General features: G+C 64.6%; 30 protein-coding genes, 1 pseudogene and 1 riboswitch. Of the genes and pseudogenes, 27 read left to right on the forward strand and 4 right to left on the reverse strand.

The annotated features are described in order from the left end of the window. Positions 1-76 precede the first annotated feature (76 nt). Complete coding sequence (locus GGU46_RS20000; RefSeq protein ID WP_183405335.1) at positions 77-1,732, reverse strand: bifunctional metallophosphatase/5'-nucleotidase; 1,656 nt, start codon at positions 1,730-1,732, stop codon at positions 77-79. A gap of 80 nt (positions 1,733-1,812) precedes the next feature. On the opposite strand from GGU46_RS20000, the gene GGU46_RS20005 reads away from it, so the two are divergent. The 15 genes from GGU46_RS20005 to GGU46_RS20075 all read left to right on the forward strand — a co-directional run bounded on the left by GGU46_RS20005 (position 1,813) and on the right by GGU46_RS20075 (position 14,497). Continuing rightward, a complete protein-coding gene (locus GGU46_RS20005; protein ID WP_073285581.1) occupies positions 1,813-2,130 on the forward strand; it encodes an ArsR/SmtB family transcription factor in 318 nt (105 codons plus the stop codon). A 71-nt stretch (positions 2,131-2,201) separates the two neighbouring features. Continuing rightward, positions 2,202-3,017 (forward strand): sulfite exporter TauE/SafE family protein, encoded by an 816-nt coding sequence (locus GGU46_RS20010; protein WP_183405336.1) that lies wholly within the window; start codon positions 2,202-2,204, stop codon positions 3,015-3,017. Between the two features lie 91 nt (positions 3,018-3,108). Beyond that, positions 3,109-4,464 (forward strand): MBL fold metallo-hydrolase, encoded by a 1,356-nt coding sequence (locus GGU46_RS20015; RefSeq protein ID WP_183405337.1) that lies wholly within the window; start codon positions 3,109-3,111, stop codon positions 4,462-4,464. Between the two features lie 102 nt (positions 4,465-4,566). Further along, positions 4,567-4,905, forward strand: coding sequence for a rhodanese-like domain-containing protein (locus GGU46_RS20020; RefSeq protein WP_210116312.1), 339 nt, complete (start codon positions 4,567-4,569; stop codon positions 4,903-4,905). A gap of 93 nt (positions 4,906-4,998) precedes the next feature. Continuing rightward, entirely contained in the window at positions 4,999-5,559 is a 561-nt protein-coding gene (locus GGU46_RS20025; protein ID WP_073285590.1) for a YeeE/YedE family protein, read from the forward strand. A gap of 24 nt (positions 5,560-5,583) precedes the next feature. Further along, positions 5,584-6,207, forward strand: coding sequence for a class I SAM-dependent methyltransferase (locus tag GGU46_RS20030; RefSeq protein ID WP_183405338.1), 624 nt, complete (start codon positions 5,584-5,586; stop codon positions 6,205-6,207). 21 nt (positions 6,208-6,228) lie between these two features. After that, positions 6,229-6,639 (forward strand): DUF6691 family protein, encoded by a 411-nt coding sequence (locus GGU46_RS20035; RefSeq protein ID WP_183405339.1) that lies wholly within the window; start codon positions 6,229-6,231, stop codon positions 6,637-6,639. Positions 6,640-6,675: 36 nt separating this feature from the next. After that, positions 6,676-7,731 carry a c-type cytochrome gene (locus tag GGU46_RS20040; protein ID WP_183405340.1) on the forward strand — a complete coding sequence of 352 codons (1,056 nt, stop codon included), beginning with the start codon at positions 6,676-6,678 and terminating at the stop codon, positions 7,729-7,731. Next, entirely contained in the window at positions 7,700-9,193 is a 1,494-nt protein-coding gene (locus GGU46_RS20045; RefSeq protein ID WP_183405341.1) for an OprD family outer membrane porin, read from the forward strand. Before GGU46_RS20040 ends, GGU46_RS20045 begins: the two co-directional genes overlap by 32 nt. A gap of 16 nt (positions 9,194-9,209) precedes the next feature. Beyond that, a complete protein-coding gene (locus GGU46_RS20050; protein WP_125433104.1) occupies positions 9,210-9,683 on the forward strand; it encodes a DsrE family protein in 474 nt (157 codons plus the stop codon). 44 nt (positions 9,684-9,727) lie between these two features. Continuing rightward, a complete protein-coding gene (locus tag GGU46_RS20055) occupies positions 9,728-11,065 on the forward strand; it encodes an MFS transporter (protein ID WP_183405342.1) in 1,338 nt (445 codons plus the stop codon). Next, positions 11,062-11,922 carry a helix-turn-helix domain-containing protein gene (locus GGU46_RS20060; protein ID WP_183405343.1) on the forward strand — a complete coding sequence of 287 codons (861 nt, stop codon included), beginning with the start codon at positions 11,062-11,064 and terminating at the stop codon, positions 11,920-11,922. The genes GGU46_RS20055 and GGU46_RS20060 overlap by 4 nt, the downstream gene beginning before the upstream one ends. 154 nt (positions 11,923-12,076) lie before the next feature. After that, the gene (locus GGU46_RS20065) at positions 12,077-12,523 is read left to right on the forward strand and encodes a DUF983 domain-containing protein (RefSeq protein ID WP_246399112.1); all 447 of its coding nucleotides are present in this window, start codon (positions 12,077-12,079) and stop codon (positions 12,521-12,523) included. 86 nt (positions 12,524-12,609) lie between these two features. Continuing rightward, complete coding sequence (locus GGU46_RS20070) at positions 12,610-13,776, forward strand: cytochrome ubiquinol oxidase subunit I (RefSeq protein ID WP_183405344.1); 1,167 nt, start codon at positions 12,610-12,612, stop codon at positions 13,774-13,776. 151 nt (positions 13,777-13,927) lie between these two features. Then, entirely contained in the window at positions 13,928-14,497 is a 570-nt protein-coding gene (locus GGU46_RS20075) for a recombinase family protein (protein WP_215906415.1), read from the forward strand. Between the two features lie 29 nt (positions 14,498-14,526). Here GGU46_RS20075 and GGU46_RS20080 read toward each other — a convergent pair whose 3' ends face one another. Further along, the gene (locus GGU46_RS20080; RefSeq protein ID WP_215906416.1) at positions 14,527-16,698 is read right to left on the reverse strand and encodes a Tn3 family transposase; all 2,172 of its coding nucleotides are present in this window, start codon (positions 16,696-16,698) and stop codon (positions 14,527-14,529) included. Positions 16,699-17,092: 394 nt separating this feature from the next. Beyond that, a pseudogene (locus GGU46_RS22635) lies at positions 17,093-17,614 on the reverse strand (DUF4158 domain-containing protein); the annotation flags it as partial. 7 nt (positions 17,615-17,621) lie between these two features. Here GGU46_RS22635 and GGU46_RS20085 point away from each other — a divergent pair. The 11 genes from GGU46_RS20085 (at position 17,622) to GGU46_RS20135 (ending at position 24,970) form a co-directional block, all read left to right on the forward strand. Continuing rightward, positions 17,622-17,975 (forward strand): ArsR/SmtB family transcription factor, encoded by a 354-nt coding sequence (locus GGU46_RS20085; protein ID WP_183405345.1) that lies wholly within the window; start codon positions 17,622-17,624, stop codon positions 17,973-17,975. A gap of 29 nt (positions 17,976-18,004) precedes the next feature. After that, the gene (locus tag GGU46_RS20090) at positions 18,005-18,463 is read left to right on the forward strand and encodes a DUF6428 family protein (protein WP_183405346.1); all 459 of its coding nucleotides are present in this window, start codon (positions 18,005-18,007) and stop codon (positions 18,461-18,463) included. Between the two features lie 69 nt (positions 18,464-18,532). Then, complete coding sequence (locus tag GGU46_RS20095; protein WP_183405347.1) at positions 18,533-19,306, forward strand: metallophosphoesterase family protein; 774 nt, start codon at positions 18,533-18,535, stop codon at positions 19,304-19,306. Between the two features lie 12 nt (positions 19,307-19,318). Continuing rightward, on the forward strand, positions 19,319-19,885 hold the full coding sequence (locus GGU46_RS20100) for a GNAT family N-acetyltransferase (protein WP_183405348.1): 567 nt from the start codon (positions 19,319-19,321) through the stop codon (positions 19,883-19,885). After that, on the forward strand, positions 19,872-20,993 hold the full coding sequence (arsB, locus tag GGU46_RS20105; RefSeq protein WP_183405349.1) for an ACR3 family arsenite efflux transporter: 1,122 nt from the start codon (positions 19,872-19,874) through the stop codon (positions 20,991-20,993). The genes GGU46_RS20100 and arsB overlap by 14 nt, the downstream gene beginning before the upstream one ends. Continuing rightward, complete coding sequence (locus GGU46_RS20110; protein WP_183405350.1) at positions 20,990-21,802, forward strand: universal stress protein; 813 nt, start codon at positions 20,990-20,992, stop codon at positions 21,800-21,802. Before arsB ends, GGU46_RS20110 begins: the two co-directional genes overlap by 4 nt. Positions 21,803-21,831: 29 nt before the next feature. Next, positions 21,832-22,254, forward strand: coding sequence for an arsenate reductase ArsC (locus tag GGU46_RS20115; RefSeq protein WP_183405351.1), 423 nt, complete (start codon positions 21,832-21,834; stop codon positions 22,252-22,254). 138 nt (positions 22,255-22,392) lie between these two features. Further along, positions 22,393-22,465, forward strand: a riboswitch (Fluoride riboswitch). A gap of 249 nt (positions 22,466-22,714) precedes the next feature. After that, positions 22,715-23,002 carry a hypothetical protein gene (locus GGU46_RS20120; RefSeq protein WP_125433143.1) on the forward strand — a complete coding sequence of 96 codons (288 nt, stop codon included), beginning with the start codon at positions 22,715-22,717 and terminating at the stop codon, positions 23,000-23,002. A 45-nt stretch (positions 23,003-23,047) separates the two neighbouring features. Beyond that, entirely contained in the window at positions 23,048-23,953 is a 906-nt protein-coding gene (locus GGU46_RS20125; protein WP_183405352.1) for an SdiA-regulated domain-containing protein, read from the forward strand. Positions 23,954-23,963: 10 nt separating this feature from the next. Further along, complete coding sequence (locus GGU46_RS20130; protein WP_183405353.1) at positions 23,964-24,578, forward strand: phosphatase PAP2 family protein; 615 nt, start codon at positions 23,964-23,966, stop codon at positions 24,576-24,578. Positions 24,579-24,631: 53 nt separating this feature from the next. Continuing rightward, a complete protein-coding gene (locus GGU46_RS20135) occupies positions 24,632-24,970 on the forward strand; it encodes a hypothetical protein (protein WP_183405354.1) in 339 nt (112 codons plus the stop codon). A gap of 38 nt (positions 24,971-25,008) precedes the next feature. On the opposite strand, the gene GGU46_RS20140 is transcribed toward GGU46_RS20135, so the two are convergent. After that, on the reverse strand, positions 25,009-25,995 hold the full coding sequence (locus GGU46_RS20140; protein ID WP_183405355.1) for an AAA family ATPase: 987 nt from the start codon (positions 25,993-25,995) through the stop codon (positions 25,009-25,011). A 172-nt stretch (positions 25,996-26,167) separates the two neighbouring features. Between GGU46_RS20140 and GGU46_RS20145 the strand changes: the two genes are divergently transcribed. Continuing rightward, positions 26,168-26,497: a hypothetical protein gene (locus GGU46_RS20145; protein WP_183405356.1), complete on the forward strand. Its 330-nt coding sequence runs from the start codon at positions 26,168-26,170 to the stop codon at positions 26,495-26,497. Positions 26,498-26,508: the final 11 nt, after the last annotated feature.

Genomic DNA, 26,508 nt, shown 5'->3' on the forward strand with positions numbered 1-26,508 from the left:
ACATCCGTCCATTGTGGGCGGACGCTCTTTATAGAGTTGGCAAAATCAATAGTTTATCATTCAAGCCAACTTTATTTTACTTCGCTGTCACGATGTGTACCCGCGCCGGTGTGGGCGGCGCTACCGTGCCGCGCTTGCGCAGAGCAGCCTCCACAACCTCCGTCACACCTTTATCCAGCTTCAGCACGTTCGTCCCCTGCGCGAAGGTGGTGTAGCGGTGAATGCCGGTGAGCATGCCGCTGTGCGTGACTACGCGGTAGCGGCGCTGGGCATCCAGCGGCTGCCCGTTCACCCGCACGTCGCTCACCCGCCGGCTCACGGGCAGGATCAGGTCGGCCGTCCAGTTCAGGCCGCTGGTTTGCAGCAGGCCGCCCACCCGTGCCATGTCGTTGCCGGGGTTCTGGTTAGTGGCCGTTTGCTCCAGCAACTGCCGCACCTGCGCGCCGGTCAGCGCCAGCGTGACTACTTTGGAGGGGTGCGGCAGCAGGGTATAGAGCATTTCGCGGGTGATGGGGCCCGGTTCCAAGGAAACGCCGTAACCCACGCCGGGCAGGAAGGCTAGCTCGGCGCCGGTGGCCTCGCGCAGCAGCTCGCCGGCGAGCTGGTCGAAGGGGCTGGCCGATTTGTATTGCCGCCCGATGCGGCCGGTAGCAGTGGCCAGCACTTCTTCCAACCGCGCTTTATGGGGCGCCCGCAGCGAGTCCACGAGCTGCGCCAGCTTCGTGTAAGCCGGGTATTCCGTGGTCCAAAGCGTGGGCGCGATGCCCTCGACGCTGGTTATTTTGCCCGCCTTCACCTGCACGGTAAGTTGACCCAGCACAGCCGCGTCTGACAGCGCCTGCACCACCCAGGCATTACCGACTTGGCGGGGCGGCGCAATCCGGTCGTGGGAGTGGGCGCCCACAATCAGGTCGATGCCCGGCACCTCGCGGGCCAGCCGCTCATCCACCTTGGTGCCCTGGTGGGAGAGAATCACGACCACGTCGGCGCGGGCGCGCAGGGCTGGCACGTAGCGCCGGGCTGCCTCAATACCGCTACCGAACGCCAGTTCTTTCGTGTTGTCGGGGTTGCCGGTCTGGGCCGTGTTGTGGTAAGCCAGGGCCAGCACCCCCACGCGCACCCCGCCCACGGTAAACACCTGAGCGGGCTCACCCAGAAACGGCTGGCCGGTGGCCCTGTCCGTAACGTTGGCCCCACGCATGGGGAAGTGGGCCAACTGCTGCAGCTCGCGGGTGCGGGCCGTGCCGTAGTCGAAATCGTGGTTGCCCAGGGCCATGAACTGGTAGCCCAGCGCATTCATGAGCTTGATGTTGGCCGCTCCCTTCGTAAGGTTGCCCAGCAGATCGTCGCTGAACGTGTCGCCCCCGTCGAGCAGCAGCACGTTAGCAGCCCCGCGTGCCTGCCGCACCTGCTGCACAGCCGTGGCCAGGTGGGCAAACCCGCCCACCCGCCCGGCGCGCTCGAACGAGGAGGGGCTACGGCCGGGGTCGCCGGTTTGGGCGGTGGCATTGCCGGGGCTCACGGTAAAGGGCCGGTGCCGGCCGTGAATATCGTTGGTGTGCAGAATGGTGAAGGAGCCGCTGGCTGAAGCGACACCCTGGCGGGAGTTGCTCTGACAGCTGCTCAGCGTTCCGGCGGCCGCCAGCACCGCGCTACCCAGCGCCAGCCACCGCCACGGGGCTAAAAAGCGGGTTGGAAAGGTAATAGAGTCAGTATTTGGGGAAGCTTGCATGAGCAGGTGAAATATTTTGGAACCAAAAAGAATGGGAAAGTTGTATACATGAACAAATGATCATACATTTGCAGCACCTTATGACACCGACTACCACCTCCGCCGATCTGAACCTGACCACTGAAAAGATGGAGAAGGTGGCCTTCATTCTCAAAACCACGGCCCACCCCACGCGCATTGCCATCGTGCAGCTGCTGGCGAATCAGGAAAGCCTTTCCGTCACGGACATCAGCGAAAAGCTGAATGTGGAGCAAAGCCTGCTTTCCCACCACCTGACGGGCATGAAGCTGAAAGGTATTCTGAGCAGCCACCGCGACGGCAAGAACATCTTCTACGCACTGAAGATGCGCGAAGTGGTCGACGTGATTCAGTGCCTGGCCGGCTGCACGTTCCTGTAAGGGAACCAGCCTTTTTTTTGCCAAAACGCATGAACAACTTTTCATAACTACATACGTTCACCCGTTCATCCATGTTACACATCGTCGGCTACTTCGCGGCTATATTCATCGGTCTTTCTCTGGGCATTATGGGCGGGGGCGGCTCTATCCTCACCGTGCCGGTACTGGTGTACCTGATGGGCGTAAGCCCGGTGCTGAGCACGGCTTACTCGCTCTTCGTAGTAGGCTCCACCTCCGTAGTGGGCGCCTCGGGTTATTTCCGCAAGGGACTCGTGTCATTGAAGACGGCCATTGTCTTTTTGATTCCCTCGCTGCTGGCCGTGTTTGCCGTGCGCAAGCTGCTGATGCCCGCCATCCCGCACGAGCTCTTTACCCTGGGCAGCATTGTCTTCACCAAGGACCTGCTGGTGCTGGTGGCCTTCGCAGTGCTCATGGTCGTGGCCGCTACGTCCATGATCCGCAGCAAGCAGGCCGAGGAAGTGCTCGACGAAGAGCTGCACCACAAGCACGCCTTTAACTACCCGCTGATTCTGGGCATTGGCCTGGTGGTGGGCACGCTCACGGGCTTCGTGGGGGCCGGCGGCGGCTTTTTGATTATTCCAGCCCTGGTGCTGGGGGCGCGCCTGCCCATGAAGCTGGCCGTGGGTACCTCCCTGGCCATCATTGCCCTGAATTCCCTGATTGGCTTTACCGGCGATTTGAGCGCCGGCACCCCCATTGCCTGGACGTTCCTGCTCGGCTTCCTGGCCTTTGCCCTGGCGGGCATCGTGCTGGGCACCTACCTGGCCCGCTTCATTCCCGGGGCCAAGCTCAAGCCGGCCTTCGGCTGGTTCACCCTAGCCATGGGCACCTTCATTCTGCTGCGCGAGCTGGTATTCACCCACTAAGCAGCTGGCTCTTATCCCGGTAGTTCTCGTTTCCCGGTTTACCTCTCTTTTAGTTTTTCCGCTTCCACTCACCTCCCAACCACTTTTGGTCATGAAAATCGAACAGTTTGAAGACAAGGGCTTGGCCCACTTTTCCTACGCTATTCTCAGCGAGTGCGCCCGCGAAATCGTGCTCATCGACCCCGCCCGCGATCCGCAGCCCTACTATGACTACGCCAAGGCGAACGACGCGAAAATCGTCAGCGTTATCGAAACCCACCCCCACGCTGACTTTGTGAGCAGCCACCTGGAAATAGCCCAGACCACCGGAGCCACCATCCGCGTGAGCAAGCTGCTGGGAGCTGATTATACCCACGAAGCTTTCGATGAAGGCCATTCCTTCACAGTGGGCAAACTGACTTTCCGCGCCCTGAACACGCCGGGCCACTCGCCCGACTCCATCAGCATCGTAGTGAGCCGCGAGGGCAAAGACGAAGCCGTGTTTACCGGCGACACGCTGTTTATCGGCGACGTGGGCCGGCCCGACCTGCGCGAAAAAGCCGGCAACATGACGGCCAAGCGCGAGGAGCTGGCCCGGCAGATGTATCACTCCCTGCGCGACAAGCTGATGCCGCTGGCCGGCACGGTGCTGGTCTATCCCGCCCATGGCGCGGGCAGCCTCTGCGGCAAGGCCCTCAGCGGCGCTAACAGCAGCACCATCGCCGACGAGAAATTCGGCAACCCTATGCTGCGGGAAATGAGTGAAGAGGAGTTCGTGAAAGAGCTGCTCGCTGACCAGCCCTTCATCCCGAAATACTTCGGCTACGACGTGGCCCTGAACAAAGCCGGTGCGCCCGATTACAAGCCGAGCGTGCAGAAAGTGAACCGCCTGGCTGCCGGCACGGCCCTGGAAGCCGGTACCATCCTAGTTGATACCCGACCCGAAGCAGAGTTCAAGCAGGGCCACATGGACGGCGCCATTAATATCCAGCAGGGCGGCAAGTTCGAAACCTGGCTGGGTTCCATCGTGGGGCCGGAAGAGCCGTTCTACCTGGTGGCAGCCGACGAGGCGACCCTGGAAGACCTGATCCGGAAAACGGCCAAAATCGGCTACGAGGCCCTGATCAAGGGGGCATTGGTCGGCTCGCCATCTTCTGAGGCGAAGCTACCGAAGCTGGATGTGGAGCAGTTCCGCCAGCATCCCGAGCAGTACACCATTGTGGACATCCGCAACGCCACCGAGCACCGCGACGAGCCCATTTTTGCGGACGCGCTCAACATTCCGCTGCCCGAGCTGCGGGAGCGGGCCCAGGAAATCCCCACCGATAAGCCCGTGGTAGTGCACTGCGCCGGCGGCTACCGCTCGGCCGCGGGCTCCAGCATCGTGGCCGATGCCCTGCCCGGTACGGAAGTGCTCGACCTGAGCGAGGCCGTCAAGTCTTTCCAGTCCGCCTCCGCCCAGCACTAATTCCCAACGGCCGACCGGGGAGCCGCCCTGCAGGCGGGCTCTCCGGTTGCCTGACGGCCTTATCCTATGCCTTCGCTCACGTTGCTTCTTCCCCTCTTGGCCATGCTGAATTTCTTTCAAGGCGCTACGCCCGCCTATAAAAACCTCACCCCTGCTCAATTCTCCGCGGCCCTGCGCCAGCCCGGCGCGGTGCTGCTGGACGTGCGCCGCCCCGACGAGTTTGCCGGTGGCCACCTGCCCGGGGCCGTGAACATCGACGTCACCGCGCCCGACTTCGCCCAGCGCGTGGCGGCGCTGGATAAAACCAAGCCCACCTACGTGTACTGCCGCAGCGGCGCCCGCTCGGCTAACGCCGCCGGGCAGCTGACCAAAAGCGGCTTTGCGCACGTGTCGAACCTGCTGGGTGGCGTGCTGGACTGGCCCGAAAAGCTGGTTCGCTAACCCGCATCCATTTTCCCTTCTTGTTTAGCAAGAATTCCGGCCGGCCGCTGCGGCGGGCGGGCCGGATGTCTATACTCCTGACCTTCTGACTTCATGCTTGAATTACTTCGCCAGCCCTGGCCCTGGTACGTGGCCGGTCCGCTCATCGGGCTGACCGTGCCCGCGCTGCTGCTCATCGGCAACAAGGCCCTGGGCATCAGCTCCTCGCTGCGCCACGTGTGCGCCGCCTGCGTGCCCGCCGGTATTCCTTTCCTGACCTACAACTGGCGGGCCGAACTCTGGAACCTGTTTTTTGTGCTGGGCATCGGCATCGGCGGCTTTATCGGCTACCAGCTCATGGGCCACGCCGATACGATTGCCATTTCCCCGGAAACCGTGCGCGACCTGAAAGCGCAGATGCACCTGACCGACTTCTCGGGGCTATTACCCAAAGAACTGTTTGCTCTGGAGAACCTCTCAAACTGGAAAGGCTGGGTGTTCCTGGTGCTCGGCGGTTTCCTGGTCGGCTTCGGCACCCGCTACGCCGGGGGCTGCACCTCGGGCCATGCCATTTCGGGTCTGTCCAACCTGCAGTGGGTGTCGCTGGTGGCCGTCATTGGCTTCTTCGTGGGCGGTCTGCTCATGACGTGGGTGTTTTACCCAATGATGTTTTAGCCCAGTACTGCTACCCCACCCGCCATGAACACTGCTTTCCAATCCGCGGCCGCCGAGTTCTGGGACGCCCGCTACGAAAGCGAGGCGTATGCCTACGGCACCGAGCCCAACACGTACCTCCGCCAGCAACTGGATAAGCTGCCGCCTGGCCGCCTGCTGCTGCTGGCCGAAGGCGAAGGACGCAACGCCGTGTACGCCGCCCGGCGCGGGTGGCAGGTAACGGCGGTGGACTTCAGCGACGAGGCCCGCGCTAAGGCCCAACGCCTGGCCGTATCCCAGGGCGTGCACCTGGACTACCAGGTGGACGATGTGACCAGCCTGCGCTGGCAGCAGCCCGGGCACTATGACGCCATAGGCCTGATCTATGCCCATCTACCGCCCGTGGCCCGCTGGGCCGTGCACGCGGCCGCGGCCCAAAGCCTGGCATCCGGGGGACACTTGATTCTGGAAGCCTTCAGTCCCCGCCAGTTGGGCTTGCCCTCCGGCGGCCCCCAATCGGCCGAACTGCTCTACGACCCCGACACCCTGGCCTCCGATTTCGCTGGGCTCACGGTACGGGAAAACCACGAGCTGGGTGTCGTTCTGCACGAGGGCAGCTTCCACTCCGGGCCGGCCAATATTGTGCGCCTGCTGGCCACGCGCTCCTAATTCCCTCTTCTATTACCTGACATGAAAAACCTGAAATACCTGGTGCTGGGCGTACTGTTCGGCATTATCCTCACGAAAAGCGAAGTGGTGAGCTGGTGGCGCATCCAGGAGATGTTCCGCTTCCAGAGCTTCCACATGTACGGCATCATCGGCTCAGCCATTGTAGTCGGCCTGATTTCCATTCAGCTCATCAAGCGCAACCGCCTCAAGACCATCAACGGCGAGGAAATCACCCTGGCCGATAAGAAGTACAACCACGGCACCTGGATCGGGGGCACCATTTTCGGCCTGGGCTGGGCCCTAACCGGCGCCTGCCCCGGCCCGATGTTCGCCCAGTTGGGCAGCGGCGTGGCCGGCGCGGCCGTGCTGATACTCGCGGCCCTGGCCGGCACCTGGACCTACAGCGCCCTGCGCGAAAAGCTGCCTCACTAACTACCGGGCACCGGTGCCCGCCTTCGCTACGCTGCCATGGAAACCCCGTCTGATTCCGTTGCCCGGCTGTCCCGGCTGGTGCGCATCCTGCTGCTGCTGACGTCTGCGCTGGTGTTGGTCGTGGTGGTGGTGGTGCTGACCCAGCTGTACGGCCCGGCCAGCCCGCCCCCGCTGGCCCCGGTGGCCGAAGCCAACGAGGGGCCGCCCCCTTCCGGCAGCTACCACCGCCCGGCCACGGCCGCCCCCGACACGGCGACCCTTCCCCACACCGCCGCCGGCCGGCAGATCCGCTACGGCCGCGACCTGATTGCCCACACTGCCCGCTACCTGGGGCCGCAGGGCTCGGTGGCGCACCTGACCAACGGCATGAACTGCCAGAACTGCCACCTCGACGCCGGCACCAAGGGCTTCGCCAACAACTACCTGGCCGTGGCCGCCACCTACCCCAAGCTGCGGGCCCGCTCGGGCACGATGGTCACGACGCAGATGCGGGTGAATGACTGCCTGGAGCGCAGCCTCAACGGCCGCCCGCTGGCCGACAGCAGCCGGGAGATGCGCGCCATCGTGGCCTACATCAACTGGCTGGGCCACGACATTCCTAAAGGGAAAAAAGTGTATGGTACCGGGTTCACAAAGCTGGCTTACCTGCCACGCGCCGCCGACCCGGTAATAGGAAAGGCCGTGTTTGCCGCCAAGTGCCAGAGCTGCCACGGCCCCCACGGGGAAGGCAAGCAGCTGGCCGACGGGCGCGAGTACCAGTACCCGCCGCTTTGGGGCAAGCACAGCTACAACGATGGCGCGGGCCTGTACCGCGTCACCAACCTAGCCCGGTACGTGAAGGCCGCCATGCCCTTTGGCGCGGCCTTCGACCACCCCCAACTCACCGATGCGCAGGCCTGGGACGTGGCCGCCTTCGTCAACTCCCAGCCCCGGCCGCACCTGAATACGCCCCGGGACTGGCCCGATATCAGCAAAAAGCCCGTCGATCATCCCTTCGGGCCCTATACGGACTCCTTCTCGGAGCGCCAGCACAAATACGGGCCCTACCAGCCCATCGAAGATGCCCACCCGCAACTGGCCAAGGCCAAATAAGTCGTTCGCGCTGCCGCGCACCCTCCGCCTGCTGGTGGCCAGCCTGCTGCTGCCGGCGGTGGCCTGGGCGCAACACGCCGAGCCGGCCCTGACCCGGCCGGTAACGGGGCGCACGCAGCTGCCACCCTACCCGGCGCCGACGGCGCCCGATACGGTGCAGGCCCGCTCCCTGCCGGAGGCCTTTGGCCGGGGACGCTGGCACGGGCGGGTGCGTAGCTACTCGATGGCCACCCTGAACCAAGGCCACTACCCCGACTACTACGCCCAGGGACTGGGAGCCGGGGCCCGCTTTGAAACGGCCTCTTTCCACGGACTGCAGGTGGGCGTGGGCGGCTTTTTCTGGGCCAATCTGGCCTCCAATGACCTGGCGACGCCGGACTCGCTGACCGGCGCCGTGAGCCGCTACGAGGTGGGGTTGTTTGATGTGACGAACCCCGGCCGGCGCCGGCTCACCGGGCGGGCAGAGGAGCTATTTCTGCGCTACCGCTGGCGGCAGTCCACCCTCACGCTGGGCCGGCAGTTGCTCACTACCCCGCTGCTCAACCCCCAGGACGGCCGCCTGAGCCCCAACTACGCCGAAGGGCTGTGGCTGGAGCTGCGGGAGCTTCCCCGCACCACCCTCTCCGCGGGCTGGTTAACCGGCTTGGCCGTGCGCTCCACCACCGACTGGACCTCAGTAGGCGGCTCCGTGGGCCTGTACCCGGCGGGTGTAACGGAAGCCGGTCAGCGGGCCCTGTACGCGGGCAACCTGCACAGCCGGGGGCTAGGGATTGTGGGCGTCAACCGGCAGGTAGGTGCGCGTACCACAGCCCAAGTTTGGAACTACTACGCTGACAACCTGTTCAACGCCAGCTTTGCGGAGCTGACCACCGGCCGGGTCCTGGGTATGGGCCAGCTCACGTTGGGTGGGCAGTACCACTACCAGCGCACGGTGGGCTCTGGCGGCAACCCGAATCCACAGCTGGCCTACAGCGCCCCCGGCCGCCGGGCCCATGCCCTGAGCACCCGCCTGGGCTACCAGCGCGGGGCCTGGAGCGTGAGCGGCAACTACACCCGCATCACCCGCACCGGGCGCTTTCTGTTTCCGCGGGAGTGGGGCCGGGAGCCGTTCTACACGTTTCTGCCCCGGGAGCGAGAAGAAGGCTTCGGGGGCGTGGACGCGGCGGCCCTGCTCGGGGGCTACACCTTCGCCCAAGTGCCGGGCTTGAAAGCCGAAGCCGGCTACGGCCACTACTACCTGCCGGACGTAAAAAACACCCGCCTCAACAAGTACGGTATGCCCTCGTATCGCCAGCTGAACGCTTCCCTGACCTATGCTTTCCCGGGCTGGGCCAAGGGACTGCGCGGGCAGCTGCTCTACGTGTACAAGGGCCGCCTGGGCAACACCTACGGCGAGGCCCGCTACGAAGTCAACAAAGTAGACCTGCACCTGGTGAATCTGATTCTCAACTACGATTTTTAACCCTTTCCCCTTCGCCATGAACGCTCCTCTCCGCTTTCTTGCGGCCTCTGCCCTGCTGCTGGCCAGCCTTACCACCACCCAGGCCCAGACCCCGACCGCCGGTAAACCAGCCGCCGAATTCACAGGTGCTGTGGCGGACAAAGCGGAGTACAAAGTGGTGTACCAGCTGGACAGTGACGACCCCAAGCTCATCAAGCAGACCCTGCGCAACATGAAAAACGCGCTGGAAGACCCGCGCCTCAAGGGCAAGCTGCAGATGGAGCTGGTGGCCTACGGCGGCGGCACGGACGTGTTCCGCAAAGCCCAGCCCTACGAGGCGGATCTAAAAGCCCTCCAACAGCAGGGCGTGTTGCTGGCCCAGTGCCTGAACACGATGAAAGAGCGCAAGATCAGTAAGGACGAGCTGTTTCCCTTTATCAGCTACGTACCCACCGGCAACGGTGAGCTGATCATCCGCCAGGCCCAGGGCTGGGCTATCGTGCACCCCTAAACAACTACGTTTCCTATACTTCCTCCCCCCATTAGCTACTAGCCATGACTACTCCGCGTCTGGGTCTGCGTGAAAACTGGCACCAGTTCAGCCTGCTGGTCCTGGTGAATGCCTTTGTGGGGGGCATGGTGGGGCTGGAGCGCACGATTCTGCCCCGGCTGGCGGAGCAGGAATTTCATCTAGTAGCCCGCTCGGCCATTCTCTCCTTCATCGTGGTGTTTGGGCTTACGAAAGCCGTGGCCAACTACTACGCCGGGGCCTGGGCCAATACGGTGGGGCGCCGAAACCTACTAGTTATTGGTTGGCTCATTGGTTTGCCCGTGCCCCTGCTGCTGCTCTGGGCTCCCTCCTGGGGCTGGGTGATTTTCGCCAACGTGCTGCTGGGCCTGAATCAGGGCCTGGCCTGGTCGAGCACCGTGGTGATGAAGATTGACCTGGTGGGCCCCAAGCAGCGCGGGCTGGCCATGGGCCTGAACGAGTCGGCGGGCTATCTGGCCGTGGCCGCTACAGCGTTTGCATCGGGCTGGCTGGCCACCGAGTACGGCCTGCGGCCTTATCCCTTTTATCTGGGCATCGCCCTGGCGGTGCTGGGCCTGCTGGGCTCCCTGCTGGTGCGCGATACGCGCCACCACGTGGCCCTGGAAGCGGCTCAGGCTCCGGCCGGCAGCTCAGCTGGGCCGCCGCTGTCCTTCTGGGACGTGACCTGGCGCCACCCCAACCTGGGCTCGGTCACGCAGGCCGGCTTGGTCAATAACCTCAATGACGGGATGGTCTGGGGGTTGCTGCCGTTGCTGCTGGCTTCCAAGGGATTCACCCTTACCCAGATTGGTACCGTGGCCGCCGTGTACCCGGCCGTGTGGGGGCTGGGCCAACTGGTGACCGGCCCGTTGGCCGACCGGCTCTGCAAAAAAGACCTGCTCTTCTGGGGCATGCTGCTGCAGGGGGCGGTGCTGCTGGCCATGCTGTTTACTTCTTCTTACCCGGTGTTTCTACTGCTGGCAGGTCTGCTGGGCGCCGGTACGGCCCTGGTATATCCCACCTTTCTGGCAGCTATTGCCGAGTATGCCCCCCTGGCCCAGCGGGCACACAGCGTAGGCATCTTCCGCCTCTGGCGCGACGCGGGTTACGCCATCGGCGCCTTGCTCACGGGCGTGCTGGCCGATACACTGGGCCTAGGGGCCGCTCTGGCTGCCATCGGAGGGCTGACGGTACTTTCCTCTCTCGTCATTCGCCGCCGCATGTACTGCCTGCCCGCGCCGGATAGCGTAGACGCCTCCACCGGCAGTTGCGCCCGGCCCGCTTCAACCTTTCACCTAAGCAGTAGGCGGCTGGTTCGCCCGCTAAGCTCCTATCTGTTTCAGCCCTTACTACGCTGCGCGTGAAAACGGCCCCGGTTCCCGTCTACTGCATCGACTCCTACCCGGAAGGCCACGGGCATGATGCCTTTCACGCCCAGCGGCTGGAAGATGTAATTGCCGGGTTCTCGGGTATCGACAACGCCCACACCCACGACTTTTACCTATTGCTCTACGTCACGGCCGGCACGGGCACGCACACGGTTGATTTTGTGACGTATCCGGTGCACGCCGGCAGCTTATTTTTGCTGGCTCCCGGCCAGATGCACAGCTGGAACCTGAGCGCCGACTGTCAGGGGTATTTACTGTTTTTTGAGGCCGGCTTTTACCTGCACCGCTACCCCAGCAGCCGCCTGCACGCGTATCCCTTCTTCAAGCCCCTGCACGCGCCCGTCGTGGAGTTGCCCGCGGGCGGCGGTACCTTTCCGGTGCTGCTGGAGCACGTGCTACAGGAAGCGGAAAGCCGCTTCGATAACCGGCTGGAAGTGCTACGTGCCTGCCTCTACGTGCTGCTGGAAATGGCTGCCCGCTACGCCCGCCCCGAGCCCGCCGGCAGCAGCCCGCGCCAGGTGCGGCAGCTGCACCAGTTCGAGGAGCTGCTGGAGCAACACTTCCGCACCGAGAAAACCGTGCAGGCCTACGCCCAGTGGCTCAACCTGACGCCGAATCACCTCAACGCCCTGTGCCGCCGGCACCGGGGCCACACGGCCAGCGACCTGATTCAGCAGCGGGTGGTGGTGGAAGCCCAGCGCCTGCTGGTGCACTCCCGCCAGCCCGTCAAACAGATTGCTGCCGAGCTGGGCTTCCAGGATGCGTCCTACTTCGGCCGCTTCTTCCGCAAGCGCACCGGCCTGACGCCCGACCAATTCCGTGAAAATCGTTGATCTGTACGCAAAACACCCTGTTTTGTGCCTTTACCCGCTTTTAGAGAAAGGGTAAATTTGTAAATGTACCAGAGCACCGGCGCCGCCGGTTTCATCCGCTTGGGTACTGCCCCACCCGTCCGGACGGGGTCCACTCCTTTCGCTCCTATTGGTTATGGCAACTTCCTCTTCGTCGCTGCTGGCCTTTGCAAACCAGCGCTGCCCCCGCTGCCACCAGGGCCGCGTGTTCAAAACCTCGGCCCTGAACCTGGCCCATTTTCAGGATATGCACCAGGCGTGCCCGGTCTGCCACCAGCACTACGAGCCGGAACCCGGCTTTTACTGGGGCGCCATGTACATCAGCTACGCCTTTTCGGTTGCCATCGTGGTGGCCGTGGGCATTGCTACCTACGTGCTAGGCCACGACCCCGACGCCTGGGTGTACATAACAGCCGTGGCCGTTACGACCCTGCTTATGGTTCCGCTTTCTTTCCGCTTCTCCCGCCTGGTCATGCTCCACCTGTTTGCCGGCGTCGACTACGACCCGGCCGTGGAGGCGCGCGTGACAGGCCACGGCGGCCGCCGCCACCCGGCCGCCCGGCCAATGACCGCCGAGCAGTAGGTTTTTATCCCCCTGCCGGGTATATCTCATGCTATCAGGCGCTTAGCGGCGCATTCCTTCAGGGTCTATCCGATTTGCCAGCTGCCATGTCCGTCGAAATCCTGTCCCGCATTCAGTTTGCCTTCACCATTGCCTTTCACTACATCTACCCGCCCTTGAGCATCGGGCTGGGCGTGGTGCTGGTGGGCATGGAAGGCATGTACCTGAAAACCTGCAACCCGCTTTACGAGCGGCTGACCCGGTTCTGGATTCGCATTTTCGCCCTGATCTTCGGCATCGGCGTGGCCACGGGCATCGTGATGGAATTCGAGTTCGGCACCAACTGGGCCACTTACTCTCGCTACGTGGGCGACATCTTCGGCTCGGCGCTGGCGGCCGAGGGCATCTTTGCCTTTGCCCTGGAATCGGGCTTTCTGGGCATCCTGCTCTTCGGCTGGAACCGCGTGTCGCCGGCCGTGCACTTCTTTTCCACCATAATGGTGGCCCTGGGCTCCATGTTCTCGGCCGTGTGGATTGTGGTGGCCAACTCCTGGCAGCAGACCCCGGCCGGCTTCCACATCGTGGGCTCCGGGATGACGGCCCGGGCGGAAGTGACGGACTTCTGGGCCATGGTATTTAACCCCAGCAGCGTGGACCGGCTCTCGCACACCATCATCGGTGCCCTGCTGGCCGGCTCCTTCTTGGTGCTGAGCGTAAGCGCCTGGTACTTGCTCAAGGGCCGCTTCGTGGAAAGCTCAAAAGCTGCTTTTAAGATTGCGCTGGCCGTGGCCACGGTGGCCGGTCTGGGTCAGCTCTTCACTGGCCACCATTCGGCCAACGGCGTAGCGGTCAACCAGCCCGCTAAACTGGCCGCCTTCGAGGGCCACTACGCCGCCTTCGCGCCGGCCGATATGTACCTGCTGGGCTGGGTCGACAACAAAACCCGAAAAGTCAGCGGGCTGGCCATTCCCGGCGGGCTCAGCTTTCTACTGCACGAAGACTTCAAAGCGCCGGTTACCGGGCTCAACAGCTTTCGGCCGGAAGACCGGCCGCCGGTCAACTTCGTGTTTCAAACCTATCACTTGATGGTGGCTATCGGCATGGCCCTCATCGGCCTGACGCTGCTGGCCAGCTTCCTGCTCTGGCGGGGCCGGCTCTGGCAGACCCGCTGGCTGGGGGTAGCACTAGAGAAGGAACAGAAATTCCCGCTAAGAGTATATACCGTTTCTAATACTCCGTGTGTGGATTCGGAAAAGCAGTCGGCAGAAGTTTAGACATCACCCGAAAATCACCCGGAAAAAGCGTTCGAAAAACCCTCTCAAAAACCGGCCACTAAAACGCGCTTTTCAGGGCCGAGAAGGCCGGTGCTAGAGATGTTCGAGAAACAGTAGTTTTGCGAATGGCCTTTTCATCACCCGCCCTTCGATGAGAGCTGCGATTTACGCCCGCGTCAGCACCAAGGATAAGGGACAGACCAACGAGAACCAGTTGCGGGAACTGCGCGACTTCGCTCAGCGGCTAGGCTACTCCATCTATAAAGAGTATTGCGACCAGGAAAGCGGCGGCAGCGCCGAGCGGCCCCAGTTTCAACAGCTGTTCGCGGAGGCCCATCAGCGGCGCTTTGACGTGGTGCTGTTCTGGGCCCTGGACCGTTTTAGCCGCGAGGGCGTAACCGAAACGCTTACTCACTTGCAGCGACTCACGGCCGCCGGGGTGCAGTTCAAGTCCTTCACGGAGCAGTACCTGGACAGCACCGGCTTATTCCGGGATGCCATCATCGGCTTTCTGGCCGCCATTGCCAAACAGGAGCGGGTGCGGTTCTCCGAGCGCATTAAAACCGGGCAGGCCCGCAGCAGCAAAAAGCCTGGCCGCCCCGCCCTAGCTCCGGAGGTGGTGGCCGAATTACGCCGGCTGCGTAGCACGGGCCTGAGCTTTCAAAAGATTCAGGTGGCGACCGGCATCCCCGTGGCGACGATGCACAAATACCTGGTGTAACGGCTCCGGTTGGTCTGCTGCCCGCTCCGTTATTCCACCGGGGCAAACCGCTCCTGCCAGTTTTCGGGATTGTACAACGGGCGCAACTGCCCGGCCGCAATGCTTTCGGGCAGCGTAAAATCGTAGCGGCCCAGCATGTTCACGTGCTCGTGCAACAGGGGCGAGAGGCGGGCCACATCGTCCGGTAGTAGGGCCGTTTCCGTTTCTGGCCACTGTTCCAGCGCCTGCTGCAAATACCGCGTGTTCCACAGCACCAGGGCGTTGACCACCAAGCCCAGTGCGCCTAACTGGTCCTCCATGCCCTCGCGGTAGCGTTGGCGCAATTCGCCTTTCTTGCCGTGGAAAACGGCGCGGGCCAGCGCGTGCCGGCCTTCGCCCCGATTGAGTTGCACCAGGATGCGCCGCCGGTAGGCCTCGTCGTGGACGTAGGCCAGCAGGTAGAGGGTTTTCTCCACCCGCCCCAACTCGGCCACGGCCCGGCCCAGGCCCGAGAGGGAACCGGCTCGTTGCAGCGTGCGCATGACGGCGGTAGCCTTGACCTTGCCGAGCTTGAGCGAGCCGGCCAGCCGCAGCATGTCGTCCCAGTGCTCGGCAATGAGCCGGGCATTGATGACGTGGCGGCTCAGCTCGTTGAGAGGGCCGTAGTCGTCCTCCTTTTGGAGGCGCCAGAACCGTTGGTCCGGCAGGTCGGCCAGCCGGGGGCTGAAGCGAAAGCCCAGCAAGGAAAAGAGCCCGAATACCACCTCGCTGAAGCCGTGCGTGTCGGCCATGATTTCCCTGGGGTCGAGGCTGGTTTGCTGTTCCAGCAGCCCGGCCAGGATGAAGAGCGAGTCGCGCAAGGTGCCCGGAATGACGATGCCGTGAAAGCCCGAGAACTGGTTGCTGGTGAAGTTGTAGTAGGTCACGCCCCGTTGGGAAGCGAAATACTTGCTGTTCCAGCCTGCGTAAATGGTGCGCACGGGCACGACGAAGCGCATTCCATCGGCGGAGGCCACTTCCCCGCCGCCCCAGGCCTGGGCCAGGGGCAACCCCGCCTGCCCGTCCACCAGCCGGGCATTGGCGGCCGTCAGGGTTTCCACCCGCACGTAGTTTTGCTGCACCCACGAAAGCCGGGGCAGCGTCAGGGCCGGCACCTCCGCTCGTGCCACCGTTTTCAGGCCGATGTTGCAGGCCTGGGCCAGCAGCACGGCGCAGATGCTTAGCGGTAGGTCATTCGCGGCAGTTTGCCCGTCGGCCACGTGGGTGAAGGCGCTGGCAAAGCCGGTGAACGCCTCCACCTCCAGCAGCAGCGCGGCCAATTCGACCGGGGGCAGCTGCCTCGCCAGTTGCTCGCGCAGGTGCGTCAGGCTGCCCGGCTCTTCCTGCGCGGCCAGGGGCGTTAGGGTGATGTAGGGCTGACCATCGGCCTGTAGCAGTTGCAAGGCCGTGTTGTGGGCCAGGTTGGTACCTACCTCTGTGTAGGCCGCGTGCAACTGCTGTTGCAGCCGGGCCAGCTCCACGGCCGGGTCAGTGGAGCGGTCCAGGGCCCGGGCCACCGAATCCCGCGCCGCCTCCCACGCTTCGCCCCGTAGCAATTCGGCGCGGGGGTCGCCAAACCGTTCGCTGCTCGGCACGAAGACCTCGCGGCGGCGCAGGGCCTGGTGCAGCCGGTCGAGCACGCACAGCGTGTACGCCTGCGGATTTACTTCGCCCTTGCCGGGAAAGACGCGCCGGGCCCAACTTTTGGGAATAACCGCCGCTGGCGCGGCGGCCCACTTGGGCCGGCCCCGGCCGGGCTGCTCCAGTTGCTGCAAGAAGTGCCAGGCATCCAGCAGCGGCTTGGCCGACGGGGCCCCCTCGAAGACCAAGCCATTGAGCAGCGCGGGCAAAAAGCGGCGAACCGTGGCGTAACTGCCCGCCAGCACCTGAAGCATCGGGTCGTCGTCGCTGCTGGCCAACGCCTGCACGGCATCCGCTGCTTCGCGCAACGCGGTTTCGCCCAGCGAGTTGAGCACCCGCTGCCGCAGGTCCGCATCGGGCACTGTCTCGTCGAGCAGGATACGCACAGCCTGCTGCAACAGCAGCGCGGCTTCGTCTAAGTCCTTCAGGGAGCGCAGCCGCTCGCGCCGGCGTTTGGCCTCCCCCCGCAGGGCCAGCGCACTCATCAGCCCGTCGAACAGGTCTAAAATGTCGTCGGTGGCCGTGCGTTCCAGCGCCTGCAAAGGCCAGCAGCGTGGCCAGCCGGCGCTCCGGCCCCATGCGCAAGAGCGGCTGGGCCCAGGCCAGCTGGGCGTGCCGGGCCATGCGGGCCAGCTGGGCTTCCGGCAGGTCGCGGATGGGTACGTCGCCGACGCCGATGGCCCGAATCTGGTTCAGGCGTTGCAGGGCAGCCACCAGCGCGGGCGCGGAAACCCGGGTGGGGGACGTGCGCAGCACCTCCAACGGGGTGAGCCGCTGGCCGGGCAACACCACGAGCAGCGCGTCCAGCGCGTCTTGTTGCGTCGTGCTCAGCCGGGCGGCCAACTGGCGGTAGATGTGGCGGCCGGAGCGCTCGCGCACCCGCGCAATCAGGCGGGCCAGCACCGTGACACCGGGCAGCACCACGCGCAGCGTGACCAGGTGCGCGGTGGCCAGGTCAAACAAGACGCTGGGCCGCACGGTGCTGGTGGCCACCTGCGCGTAGAGCCAGCGCGTGAGCCGAAACGCCTGTGCGGCTTCGAAAGGGGCGTAGCCCAGGTAGGCCACTACCCCCGGCTGGTGTTCGTACCAGGTGCTGAGGCGCTTGCCGTAGGCCGCCCACTCCGTGGGCGCGACGTGGAGCTGCGCGGCCAGCGTCTCCACGACGACGGCCGGCACCTGGGCGGGGTTGGGCAGGAAGGTACCCAGAAAGCGTAGCGTGCAGAGCTGCACGGCGCAACCGAGCTGATTGGGCCGGCGTCGTCGCCGGGCCACGAATGCCAGGTCGTCCGGGCTTAGGTAGAAGAAGCGGGCCAGCTGCTCGGGGCTGGGGTCGGCGTGGTAGCGGCCGTAGCGGGTAGCCTGCTCGTCGCTGAGAAATTCTACAGGCATCGGAAAAAACAAAAAAGCGAAGACGTAAACATACGCCACGCAATGTCGTATATTTGCGACATACTTCATACTTCCGATGACCTACGCCAAAACCGCTGCCTTCACCGCCGACCAGCAGCAGCTCGCCCGCGTGGCCAAAGCCCTGGCCCATCCGGCGCGGGTGGCCATCATTCAGCTGCTGGCCAGCAAGCATACCTGCATCTCGGGCGACATTGCCGCCGAACTGCCCCTCTCGCGCACGACCGTTTCCCAACACCTGCAGGAGCTGAAGGCGCTGGACCTGATTCGCGGCGAAATCGACGGGCTCACGGTCTGCTACTGCCTCAATATCGAGCTGTTGCACCAAGTGCACCAGCAGTTCACGGCCTTTTTCATCGAGGCCACCGCGACGGGGCCGGTCTGCGGGCCGGAAGACGCCTGCGCCTGCTAATTCCTTTTCCCATCCTAACCTCCCAACCCATGAACATTTCCGAAATGAAGCAGTCCCTGACGGGGCTGGACGCCGTGAATTTTCGCCTGCCTACGGGTGAATACCTGCCCCCGCACTTCCACGTCACGGAAGTAGGGCTGGTGAGCAAGCACTTCATCGACTGCGGCGGCGTCGAGCGCAAGGAAACGGTGGCCAACTTTCAGCTCTGGGAGGCCGGCGACTATGACCACCGCCTGGCCCCGCAAAAATTCCTGCACATCCTGAACCTGTCCGAGAAGATTCTAGGCAGCGAAGATTTGCCTATTGAAGTTGAATACCAGCAGGACACCATCGGGAAGTTCGGCCTCACCTTCGACGGCACCGATTTCGTGCTCACGCCCAAACAAACCGCCTGCCTGGCGCAAGACGCCTGCGGTATCCCCAATGCCTCCCTGGCCCTGCCGCAGCTGCAAGTGGCCAGCTGCACACCGGGCGGCGGGTGCTGCTAAGGCCTTCCACGGCGCAACCCATCCGGTTGCGCCGTTTTGCTTTTCATTCCTCATTATCTGTTCTTTCTAATGACGATTGCCTTCTTTTCCGACGTGCACGGCAACCTGCCGGCGCTGCAAGCGGTGCTGGCCGACCTGGACCAGCGCCGGCCGGACATGATTTTTTGCCTGGGCGACCTGGTGGGGTATGCCCCCTGGCCCAACGAGGTGGTGAACGAGGTGCGGCGGCGGGGCATCCCCACGCTGGCCGGCAACTACGACCAGGGCATTGGCCTGGCCAGCTCGGATTGCGGCTGCGCCTACCAGACGGACACCGATAAGAGCCTGGGGGCGCAAAGCATCGCCTACACCAATTCCATCGTGGGCGACGACGAGCGGCGCTACCTGCGCCTGCTGCCTAAACACATGCGCCTGGACTTTCAGGACGAGCCCTGCACGCTCAGCCTGCTCATGGTCCACGGCTCGCCGCGGCGCATCAACCAATACTTGTTCGAGGACTTCCCAGAAGGCAGTTTTTTGCGCCTGCTGGAAGGGGCCGGGGCCGACATTCTGCTCTTTGGACACACCCACAAGCCTTACCACCGGGCCATTCCCTACGAGGTGGAAGGCGAAACCCGCTACCGGCACGCGCTGAACATCGGCTCGGTGGGCAAGCCCAAGGACGGGGACGCCCGCGCCGCCTACCTGCTGCTGCACCTGGACCAGAACACCAAACTGACCGACGCCGGCAGCATCCGCTCGGAGCTGGTGCGCGTGGCCTACGATGTGGAGCAGGCCGCGCAGGCGGTCGAAGCCTCGCCGCTGCCCAACGAGTACGCCGATATGCTGCGCAAAGCCTATTAAGCCTTCGATGCCATGAAGCTGCACCCCCTCACGGCCGCCCACTGGCCCGCTGTCAAGGCCATTTACGAGCAGGGCATTGCCACCGGCAACGCCACGTTTCAAACCGACGCCCCAACCTGGGGCGAGTGGGACCGGGGCCACCTAGCGCATAGCCGCCTGGTCGCGGTGGATGCCGGCTACGGCAACAACGGCCAGGTGCTGGGCTGGGCCGCGCTTTCGCCCGTCTCGGGCCGCTGCGTGTACGGCGGCGTGGCCGAAGTAAGCGTGTACGTGGCCGGCGACGCCCGCGGGCGCGGCGTGGGCCGGCAACTGCTGGCGGCCATCGTGGCCGAATCCGAAGCAAACGGCCTCTGGACACTGCAAGCCAGCATTTTCCCGGAAAACACCACCAGCATCAGCATTCACGCTGGGGCCGGCTTCCAAACCGTCGGCCGCCGCGAACGCATCGGGCAGCTGCACGGCGTGTGGCGCTCCACGGTGCTGCTCGAACGCCGCAGCGCCATGGTCGGGGTTGAAGCTAGTCCCGTTCCTGACGCCCCTTCCTATCTTCTTTCCTCCCCCGTTCATGCCACCGCTTAGCCTCCCCACCCCCCCGGCCCCCGCCGTGCTGGCCGAAAAGAAACTCTCCGGCCTCGACCGGGGCCTGACGCTCTGGATATTCCTAGCCATGGCGCTGGGTGTGGGCCTGGGCTATTTCGTGCCCGGCATCAACGGGGCCATCAACTACTTCTCGGTGGGCACGGTGAACGTACCGCTGGCTATCGGCCTGATCCTGATGATGTACCCGCCGCTGGCCAAGGTGAAGTACGAGGAGTTGCCCAAGGTCTTCAACAACACGCGCATCATCGGCCTCTCGCTGGTGCTGAACTGGCTAGTGGGGCCGCTGCTCATGTTCCTGCTAGCTATCTGGCTGCTGCCCGACAAGCCCGAGTACATGATGGGCCTGATTCTCATCGGCATTGCCCGCTGCATTGCCATGGTGCTGGTGTGGAACGACCTGGCCGACGGCTCCCGCGAGTACGCGGCCGGCCTCGTGGCCCTGAATTCCATCTTTCAGGTGCTGTTCTACTCGGTGCTGGCCTGGCTGTTCATCACGGTGCTGCCGCCCTACTTCGGGCTGAAAGGCTACGCCGTGAACATTGGCATCTGGGACATCGCCCAGAGCGTGCTCATCTACCTGGGCATTCCCTTTGCCGCCGGCTTTCTCTCGCGCACCATCCTGCGCCGCCTGAAAGGCAATGCGTGGTATGACACGGTATTCATTCCGGCCATCAGCCCCATTACCCTCATTGCCCTGTTGCTCACCATTGTGGTCATGTTCAGTCTGAAGGGTGAAACCATCGTGCAGGTGCCGCTGGACGTGCTGCGCATCGCCCTGCCGCTGGCCCTCTACTTCGGGGTGATGTTCGTGCTCAGCTTTGCCGCCGGCAAGTGGCTGGGGGCCGACTACGCCGAGAATGCCAGCATTGCCTTCACGGCCACCGGCAACAACTTCGAGCTGGCCATTGCCGTGGCCATCGGCGTGTTCGGCCTGAACTCGGGCCAGGCCTTCGCCGGCGTGATTGGGCCGCTGATTGAGGTGCCGGCGCTCATTGCGCTGGTCAACCTGGCCTTCTGGTTCCGCCGCCGCTGGTACGGTGGTAAAACGGTCGTTGCTTCCTCTTCCACTTCCACCCCGGCCGTATGAACCAGCTGCTCGTTCTGACCGACTTTTCCGCCGCCGCCGATAATGCGCTGGCCTACGCCGCGCAGCTGGCCCAGCCCCTGCGGGCCGGTCTGCTGCTGCTGCATGTGCGCCGCACCTCGCTGTTGGACCCCGAAGCCCTGACGGGCAAGTACCCGGCCCGCACCGAAGCCGAAGCCCGCGCCTTGCTGCAGCAGCAGGCCGCGCACTGGCAGCAGCAGGGCATTGCCTGTACCGGGCAGGTAGCCGCCGGCGACGTGACCGAAGAATTTGTAGCCGCGGCCCGGGCGCACGGCGTCCTGTTGGCCGTAGCCAGCAAGTGCGACACCGAGGAATTGCCCGATGAGCTGGTCAACAGCACGGTGCTGCGTTTGCTGCGCCACACGCCCTGCCCGCTGCTGGTCGTGCCCGAAGCCTACCGGCAGCACGCGCTGCCGCTGCACTGGCTGGTAGCCCTCGACGAGCAGCCCGCCCAACTGGGGGCGCTGGCCACGGCCGTACAACCCTTGCTTGAAGCGGGCCACCCCCTCGTGCAGGGCGTGCAGGTCATCGGGGAGGGCCAGGCAATGAGTCCGGCGCATCCGGCAAACCTGGCCACGGCGCTCGGGGCCGAAGCTCCGGTGCAGGTGCTGCCCGGCTCCGATGTGGCGCTGGTACTCACCAAGCGGGCCCGGCAGCAGCTGGGCAGTTGGCTGGTGCTCTGGGCGCGCTCCCGCAGCCGGCTGAGCAACCTGTTTCACCGCAGCCGCACGGCGGCCGTCGTGCTGCACAGCCCGGTGCCGGTGCTGGTGCTGCCCGAAGCGGCAGCGTAACGCTTTCTTCCTCCTTAACTTCTTCTCCGATGAAACCCAACATCCTGGTGCTCTGCACCGGCAACTCCTGCCGCAGCCAGTTGCTGCACGGCTATCTAGAACAAGAGCTAGGCGACCGGGCCACGGTGTACAGCGCCGGCGTGGAAGTGCACGGCCTCAACCCGCGCGCGGTGCAAACGATGGCCGAAGACGGCGTGGACATCAGCCACCACACCAGCAACCACGTCGATGAGTACGCCCACGTGCCGTTCGACTACGTGCTGACCGTGTGCGACCACGCCAACGAGGTCTGCCCCGTGTTTCCGTCCACGGCCCAAAAGTGGCACCACAACTTCCCCGATCCGGCCAAAGCCACGGGCAGCGAGCAAGAAATCATGCAGCAGTTCCGCTCGGTGCGCGACCAGGTAAAATCCTACGCCCACACGTTCGTGCAGCAGATGGCTACGCCCTGACGACAGGGACGGAAGCGCTGTGCGGGCGCTGCTACTAGCCTGCCATGTGCGTGGATAGGCAACCGGACTATGCGTGCGCATTCTTAGGGCTGGCATGACCGCTAAAACCATTCCCCGCGCCCCGCGTTAAAGTCCCCAACAGTATTCGGTGATGGATTTCCACCGCGAACCGCTAACTCTTCGGAGTTGAGCTGATGATTCCTACCAAACGCGCTGCCCGTCCGGGCTGCGGGGTAGTCGTCTTGTTCGCTTGTTGCCGTGGTCATCGCCCCCTTCTTTTCTTGGTTGTTGCACGCCACTCCCCGCGCTGCCGGGCGGTGGCTTTGGCGTGGGCCCTGCCCGTCGCGTTTGGTTTCTCTGGCAGAATCGAAGGCGACGGGCTGGGCTTTTTCGTGGTGGCCCGGCCCGTTTTCGGCGCTGGGTTTTGTGTACCAATCTGGTTTACCGCACCCGTTGCACGATGGATACTTCGCCCCGCCCCGCCGTTTTTTCGCCGCGCCTGGCCTACCAGCTACGGCTGGTCGCCGCCTCCGTGCTCTGGTACGCTGCCCTGGCCATCGGGCTGCTCCGGCACGCGCCCTTTCCCCTGCCTCCGGTGTCGCTGCTGGGCCTGACGCTGGCTCCGGCCGCCCTGGGCTGGGCGGCGCTGGTGCTGGCGGCCCTGCTCTTTCCCGAATACGACGACAAAGCCGTGCAACGGGCCTGGCTTATCAGCCTGCCGCTGCTGCTGGCACTGCTGGTCAGCTGAATAGATGCTCCCTATTGACTTTCTTTTTCACCTAGTAGTTTCCTGATGACCAAACCCCTTTTTTGCGCCCTGTTGCTATCTTTTGGCTGCGATGGTCCGGCAGCCCAAACCCCGGCGGCAGCCCGCTTTGCCAGTAGCGCGGCCCCGGCAGCCAGTCCCACACGTTTCAGCCCCTATGCCTTTAACCGGGCAGCGGCTACGTATACCCTGCCGCCTGAGCTGGCCGAAATCTCGGGCGTGAGCCTGGCCGGGCCCGACCGCCTGGCCGGTGTGGAGGACGAATCGGGCACGCTCTACTTCTACAACCTGCGCACCCAGCAGATGGACAGCACGGTGAAGTTTGGCCCCAAGGGCGACTACGAAGACCTGGCCCGCCAGGGCGACGCCTGGCTGATACTGCGCAGCGACGGCACCATTTTCCGGCGCACGGCCACCCAAACCACCCTGCATGACACCGGCCTGACGGCCGCCAACGAGCCCGAAGGCCTGGCCTACGACGCGGCCAGCGGCCAGCTGCTGGTGGCCTGCAAAAGCGAAGCCGGCGCGGGCCTCGATGAGACGAAGCGCGCCGTGTACCGCCTCAACCCCCAAACCTACCGCATCGAGCCGAAGCCGGCCTACGTGCTGGACGTGCCCGCTATCCTGGCCGCCGACCCCGGCCAGCAACAGGGCAAGAAGGCGCCGAAGGTGAGCCAGTTCGCGCCCTCGGCCGTGGCCATTCAATCGGGCACGGGCCATGTGTTTGTGCTCTCGGCGCGGGGCAACGGGCTGGTGGAGCTGGACAAGCAGGGGAAGGTGGTGGCCGTGCAGACGCTGCCGGGTAAGCTGTTTCCGCAGCCCGAGGGCCTGGCCTTCGCGCGCAACGGCGACCTGTTCATCTCCTCCGAAGCCGGCAAGAAAGACGGACAGGGCCTGGTGTACCGCTTCACGGCCACGGCCGCGCTCAACTAACCCTGCTCCGGTGTTGACGACTCTTTTCGATATTCTCCGGCAGGCCGACCACGGGCTGCTGCTCGCCCTCAACGGACTTCACACGCCCTGGCTGGACTCCGTGATGGTATTTGCCTCGCAGGCCAAATCCTGGCTCAGCGGCTACCTGCTGCTCATCGTGGGGCTGGCCTACCTATTCCGGCGGCGGGCCTGGGCACTGCTGCCCATCATTGGGGCCTCGGTGGGGCTGGCCGATTTGATTTCGGCCCGGCTCTTCAAGCCCTTTTTCCACCGCCTGCGGCCCTCGCACACCCCGGATTTGGGGCCGCTGCTGCATTTGCCCGATGGGCCAGGCGGGCCGTTGGGCTTTCCCTCCTCGCACGCCGCCAACGTGACGGCGCTGGCCACGCTGCTGTGCCTGCTGCTGCCCCCGCGCTACCGGGCGGCCAAGGGATGCGCCGTGGCCTGGGCTACGCTTGTGTGCCTGAGCCGGGTGTACCTGGGCGTGCACTACCCTGCCGACGTGCTGGGCGGGGCGCTGCTGGGCGTGGCCCTGGGCTTCGGCGGGGCGGCGGTGTACGGGTGGGTAGGGCGCCGCCTGGCCAGGCCGGTGCCCGCGCCAACGCATGCGCTGCAACAAGTCTAGGTTTTCTGCCCGCCTCAACGCTTTCAATATCCCATAATCACTCGCAATACGCCATGAAAGACACCCTCGTAACCACCGCCCGCCGCGCCGCGCTCCTGCTGAGCCTGACCGCCCCGCTCACCCTGACGGCCCAGGCCCAGCAAGGCTCGCCTGCCACCATGAGCCAGGTGGAAATCCCCGCCAGCCAGCTGCCCACTGCCGTGCGCCAGGCCATTGCCAAGCAGTACGCAGGCTACCGCGTGGACGATGCTCGCAAAATCAGTGGCGGCAAAACCGGCACCACCTACCGGGTGGAGTTGGAAGGCACCGGCAAACAGGAGATGTACGTCATGTTCAACGCCGCCGGCAAGGTGCTGCGCAGCACCACTGAAACCGAGCGCGACGACGACTAACCCCGGCGCAGTCACAGAACGGTCCGCTGGTCGCCTGTTTACTCCACTTCCGCTACTTCACGGGCCAGTTGCTGCACGTCGCTTTTCATCAGGTTGACGGTGGATTCGAGCTGGTCGAAGAGGTTGGCGCGGATGCGTAGTGCGTCGGCTTTGTAGGTGCCGCCTGCGCCGAAAAGCAAGTCTTCGAGCTGCTGTTTCTCGTCCGCGTCTTTGGCCCCCAGCTCGCCGGCCGTGAGCCAGCGGCCCAGCAGGCGCTGGCGCAGCGGGGGCTGGTTCGCGCCCCGGATGCCGGGGCGGGAAAGAAAATTCCAGACCGCCGCCGGAAACACGGTCGATTCCGTAGGGCCGCGCCAGACGTCGCCCAGCGCGTTGCGGCGGTGCGAGAACGGAATGTCGGCCGCGGCCGAGGTGCGCAGGCTGCTGTAGCCCAGCGCCGCCCCGATGAGGCCAATGGCAATGCCCACGGGCCGGTAGATGGTTTTGCGCACGTCGAAGAGCGACATCAGGCCCGTGGCCACCGTGCCCAGCGCTCCCAGGAGAATGGCCAGGATGGTCAGGTTCTTGACCCGCGAGCCGGCCTCATCGAGCAGGAAGTCGGCAATCTGGTCGGCGCGCTCCTCCTCGCAGTCCAGCTCGCCGGCCGTGCTGGAAATCTCCAGCGCCACGTCGGTGAGGCGGCTGCTCACCTGCTGGCGGGCCACCACCCGCGCCAGCGTGCCGGGCGCGGTGGCCAGCATGGCCCGCAACTGGGGCACCAGCCCGCACACGTTGGCCGTGCGCAGGGCATCGGCCGAGAAGGTACGGGCCAGCAGCGAGTCGGCGGCCAGCACCGCCTCGGGCAGCACGGCGTAGCCCTTGGGCGCTACCACGGGCGTGAGCGGCGCGCACTCGCTCTCGTCGGGCACGTCCTTGGGGTTGAGCGAGCGGGGGGCGGTATTGCAGCTGCCCAGCAGCAGCAGGCCACTCAGCCCAATGACTTTCCAGAACAGCGCGGGCCGGTGGCCGGCGGGGGATGATTTCACCATAGGTACCAAACAGCGGAGCTAGGCTTACGCTAACGCGCCGCCGGGCGTGGGGGTTGGCCGGCCGCGCCGGCGCAAGTCCGCCGCCGGGTTTCCTACGGGGCCGGGCACGCGCTGCCCGTGCGGTGGGCTGGGAGAATCCGTGTACTTTTGGGAGCATCTTTCGCCGCTTCGCTTGGCCCGCCATTTCCTGTTTCGTCTGCTCACCCTGCTGTTCGGTATCGTTTACCTGGGCAGCGCGTGCGAGCTGGACGCGCAGGAATACCGGCAGCATTACGCCCACGAAACGCACGACTACCTGCCCGAAGCGGCGGGCATCGAGGTGCCCGCTCCGGAGGCGCAGCCCGCCACCCCGGCCGTTCAGCCGGAACGGCTCGGGGCCACCGACCGGCCCCGGCTGAGGTTTCGGGGCCTGCCCGGCTCGCCGGCCGCGTGGCCCTGGGTGGCCAACCCGCCGCCCCCGGTGCGCCGGCTCTACCTGCGCTACGCCGTACTGCAAGTCTGATTTACGGGTTT

It is taken from the genome of Hymenobacter latericoloratus (assembly GCF_014199535.1).
GTDB lineage: Bacteria > Bacteroidota > Bacteroidia > Cytophagales > Hymenobacteraceae > Hymenobacter > Hymenobacter latericoloratus.

Bases quoted from the DNA above. Each gene is read 5' to 3' on its own strand.
- GGU46_RS20045 (WP_183405341.1), top strand. From the start codon at position 7,700: ATGCCCACCCGCAACTGGCCAAGGCCAAATAAGTCGTTCGCGCTGCCG.
- GGU46_RS20070 (WP_183405344.1), top strand. From the start codon at position 12,610: ATGTCCGTCGAAATCCTGTCCCGCATTCAGTTTGCCTTCACCATTGCC.
- GGU46_RS20090 (WP_183405346.1), top strand. From the start codon at position 18,005: ATGAACATTTCCGAAATGAAGCAGTCCCTGACGGGGCTGGACGCCGTG.
- GGU46_RS20040 (WP_183405340.1), top strand. From the start codon at position 6,676: ATGGAAACCCCGTCTGATTCCGTTGCCCGGCTGTCCCGGCTGGTGCGC.
- GGU46_RS20110 (WP_183405350.1), top strand. From the start codon at position 20,990: ATGAACCAGCTGCTCGTTCTGACCGACTTTTCCGCCGCCGCCGATAAT.
- GGU46_RS20005 (WP_073285581.1), top strand. From the start codon at position 1,813: ATGACACCGACTACCACCTCCGCCGATCTGAACCTGACCACTGAAAAG.
- GGU46_RS20035 (WP_183405339.1), top strand. From the start codon at position 6,229: ATGAAAAACCTGAAATACCTGGTGCTGGGCGTACTGTTCGGCATTATC.
- GGU46_RS20085 (WP_183405345.1), top strand. From the start codon at position 17,622: ATGACCTACGCCAAAACCGCTGCCTTCACCGCCGACCAGCAGCAGCTC.
- GGU46_RS20010 (WP_183405336.1), top strand. From the start codon at position 2,202: ATGTTACACATCGTCGGCTACTTCGCGGCTATATTCATCGGTCTTTCT.
- GGU46_RS20140 (WP_183405355.1), bottom strand. From the start codon at position 25,995: ATGGTGAAATCATCCCCCGCCGGCCACCGGCCCGCGCTGTTCTGGAAA.
- GGU46_RS20100 (WP_183405348.1), top strand. From the start codon at position 19,319: ATGAAGCTGCACCCCCTCACGGCCGCCCACTGGCCCGCTGTCAAGGCC.
- GGU46_RS20030 (WP_183405338.1), top strand. From the start codon at position 5,584: ATGAACACTGCTTTCCAATCCGCGGCCGCCGAGTTCTGGGACGCCCGC.
- GGU46_RS20075 (WP_215906415.1), top strand. From the start codon at position 13,928: ATGAGAGCTGCGATTTACGCCCGCGTCAGCACCAAGGATAAGGGACAG.
- arsB (WP_183405349.1), top strand. From the start codon at position 19,872: ATGCCACCGCTTAGCCTCCCCACCCCCCCGGCCCCCGCCGTGCTGGCC.
- GGU46_RS20115 (WP_183405351.1), top strand. From the start codon at position 21,832: ATGAAACCCAACATCCTGGTGCTCTGCACCGGCAACTCCTGCCGCAGC.
- GGU46_RS20025 (WP_073285590.1), top strand. From the start codon at position 4,999: ATGCTTGAATTACTTCGCCAGCCCTGGCCCTGGTACGTGGCCGGTCCG.
- GGU46_RS20095 (WP_183405347.1), top strand. From the start codon at position 18,533: ATGACGATTGCCTTCTTTTCCGACGTGCACGGCAACCTGCCGGCGCTG.
- GGU46_RS20050 (WP_125433104.1), top strand. From the start codon at position 9,210: ATGAACGCTCCTCTCCGCTTTCTTGCGGCCTCTGCCCTGCTGCTGGCC.
- GGU46_RS20065 (WP_246399112.1), top strand. From the start codon at position 12,077: ATGGCAACTTCCTCTTCGTCGCTGCTGGCCTTTGCAAACCAGCGCTGC.
- GGU46_RS20125 (WP_183405352.1), top strand. From the start codon at position 23,048: ATGACCAAACCCCTTTTTTGCGCCCTGTTGCTATCTTTTGGCTGCGAT.
- GGU46_RS20055 (WP_183405342.1), top strand. From the start codon at position 9,728: ATGACTACTCCGCGTCTGGGTCTGCGTGAAAACTGGCACCAGTTCAGC.
- GGU46_RS20120 (WP_125433143.1), top strand. From the start codon at position 22,715: ATGGATACTTCGCCCCGCCCCGCCGTTTTTTCGCCGCGCCTGGCCTAC.
- GGU46_RS20000 (WP_183405335.1), bottom strand. From the start codon at position 1,732: ATGCAAGCTTCCCCAAATACTGACTCTATTACCTTTCCAACCCGCTTT.
- GGU46_RS20020 (WP_210116312.1), top strand. From the start codon at position 4,567: ATGCTGAATTTCTTTCAAGGCGCTACGCCCGCCTATAAAAACCTCACC.
- GGU46_RS20015 (WP_183405337.1), top strand. From the start codon at position 3,109: ATGAAAATCGAACAGTTTGAAGACAAGGGCTTGGCCCACTTTTCCTAC.
- GGU46_RS20135 (WP_183405354.1), top strand. From the start codon at position 24,632: ATGAAAGACACCCTCGTAACCACCGCCCGCCGCGCCGCGCTCCTGCTG.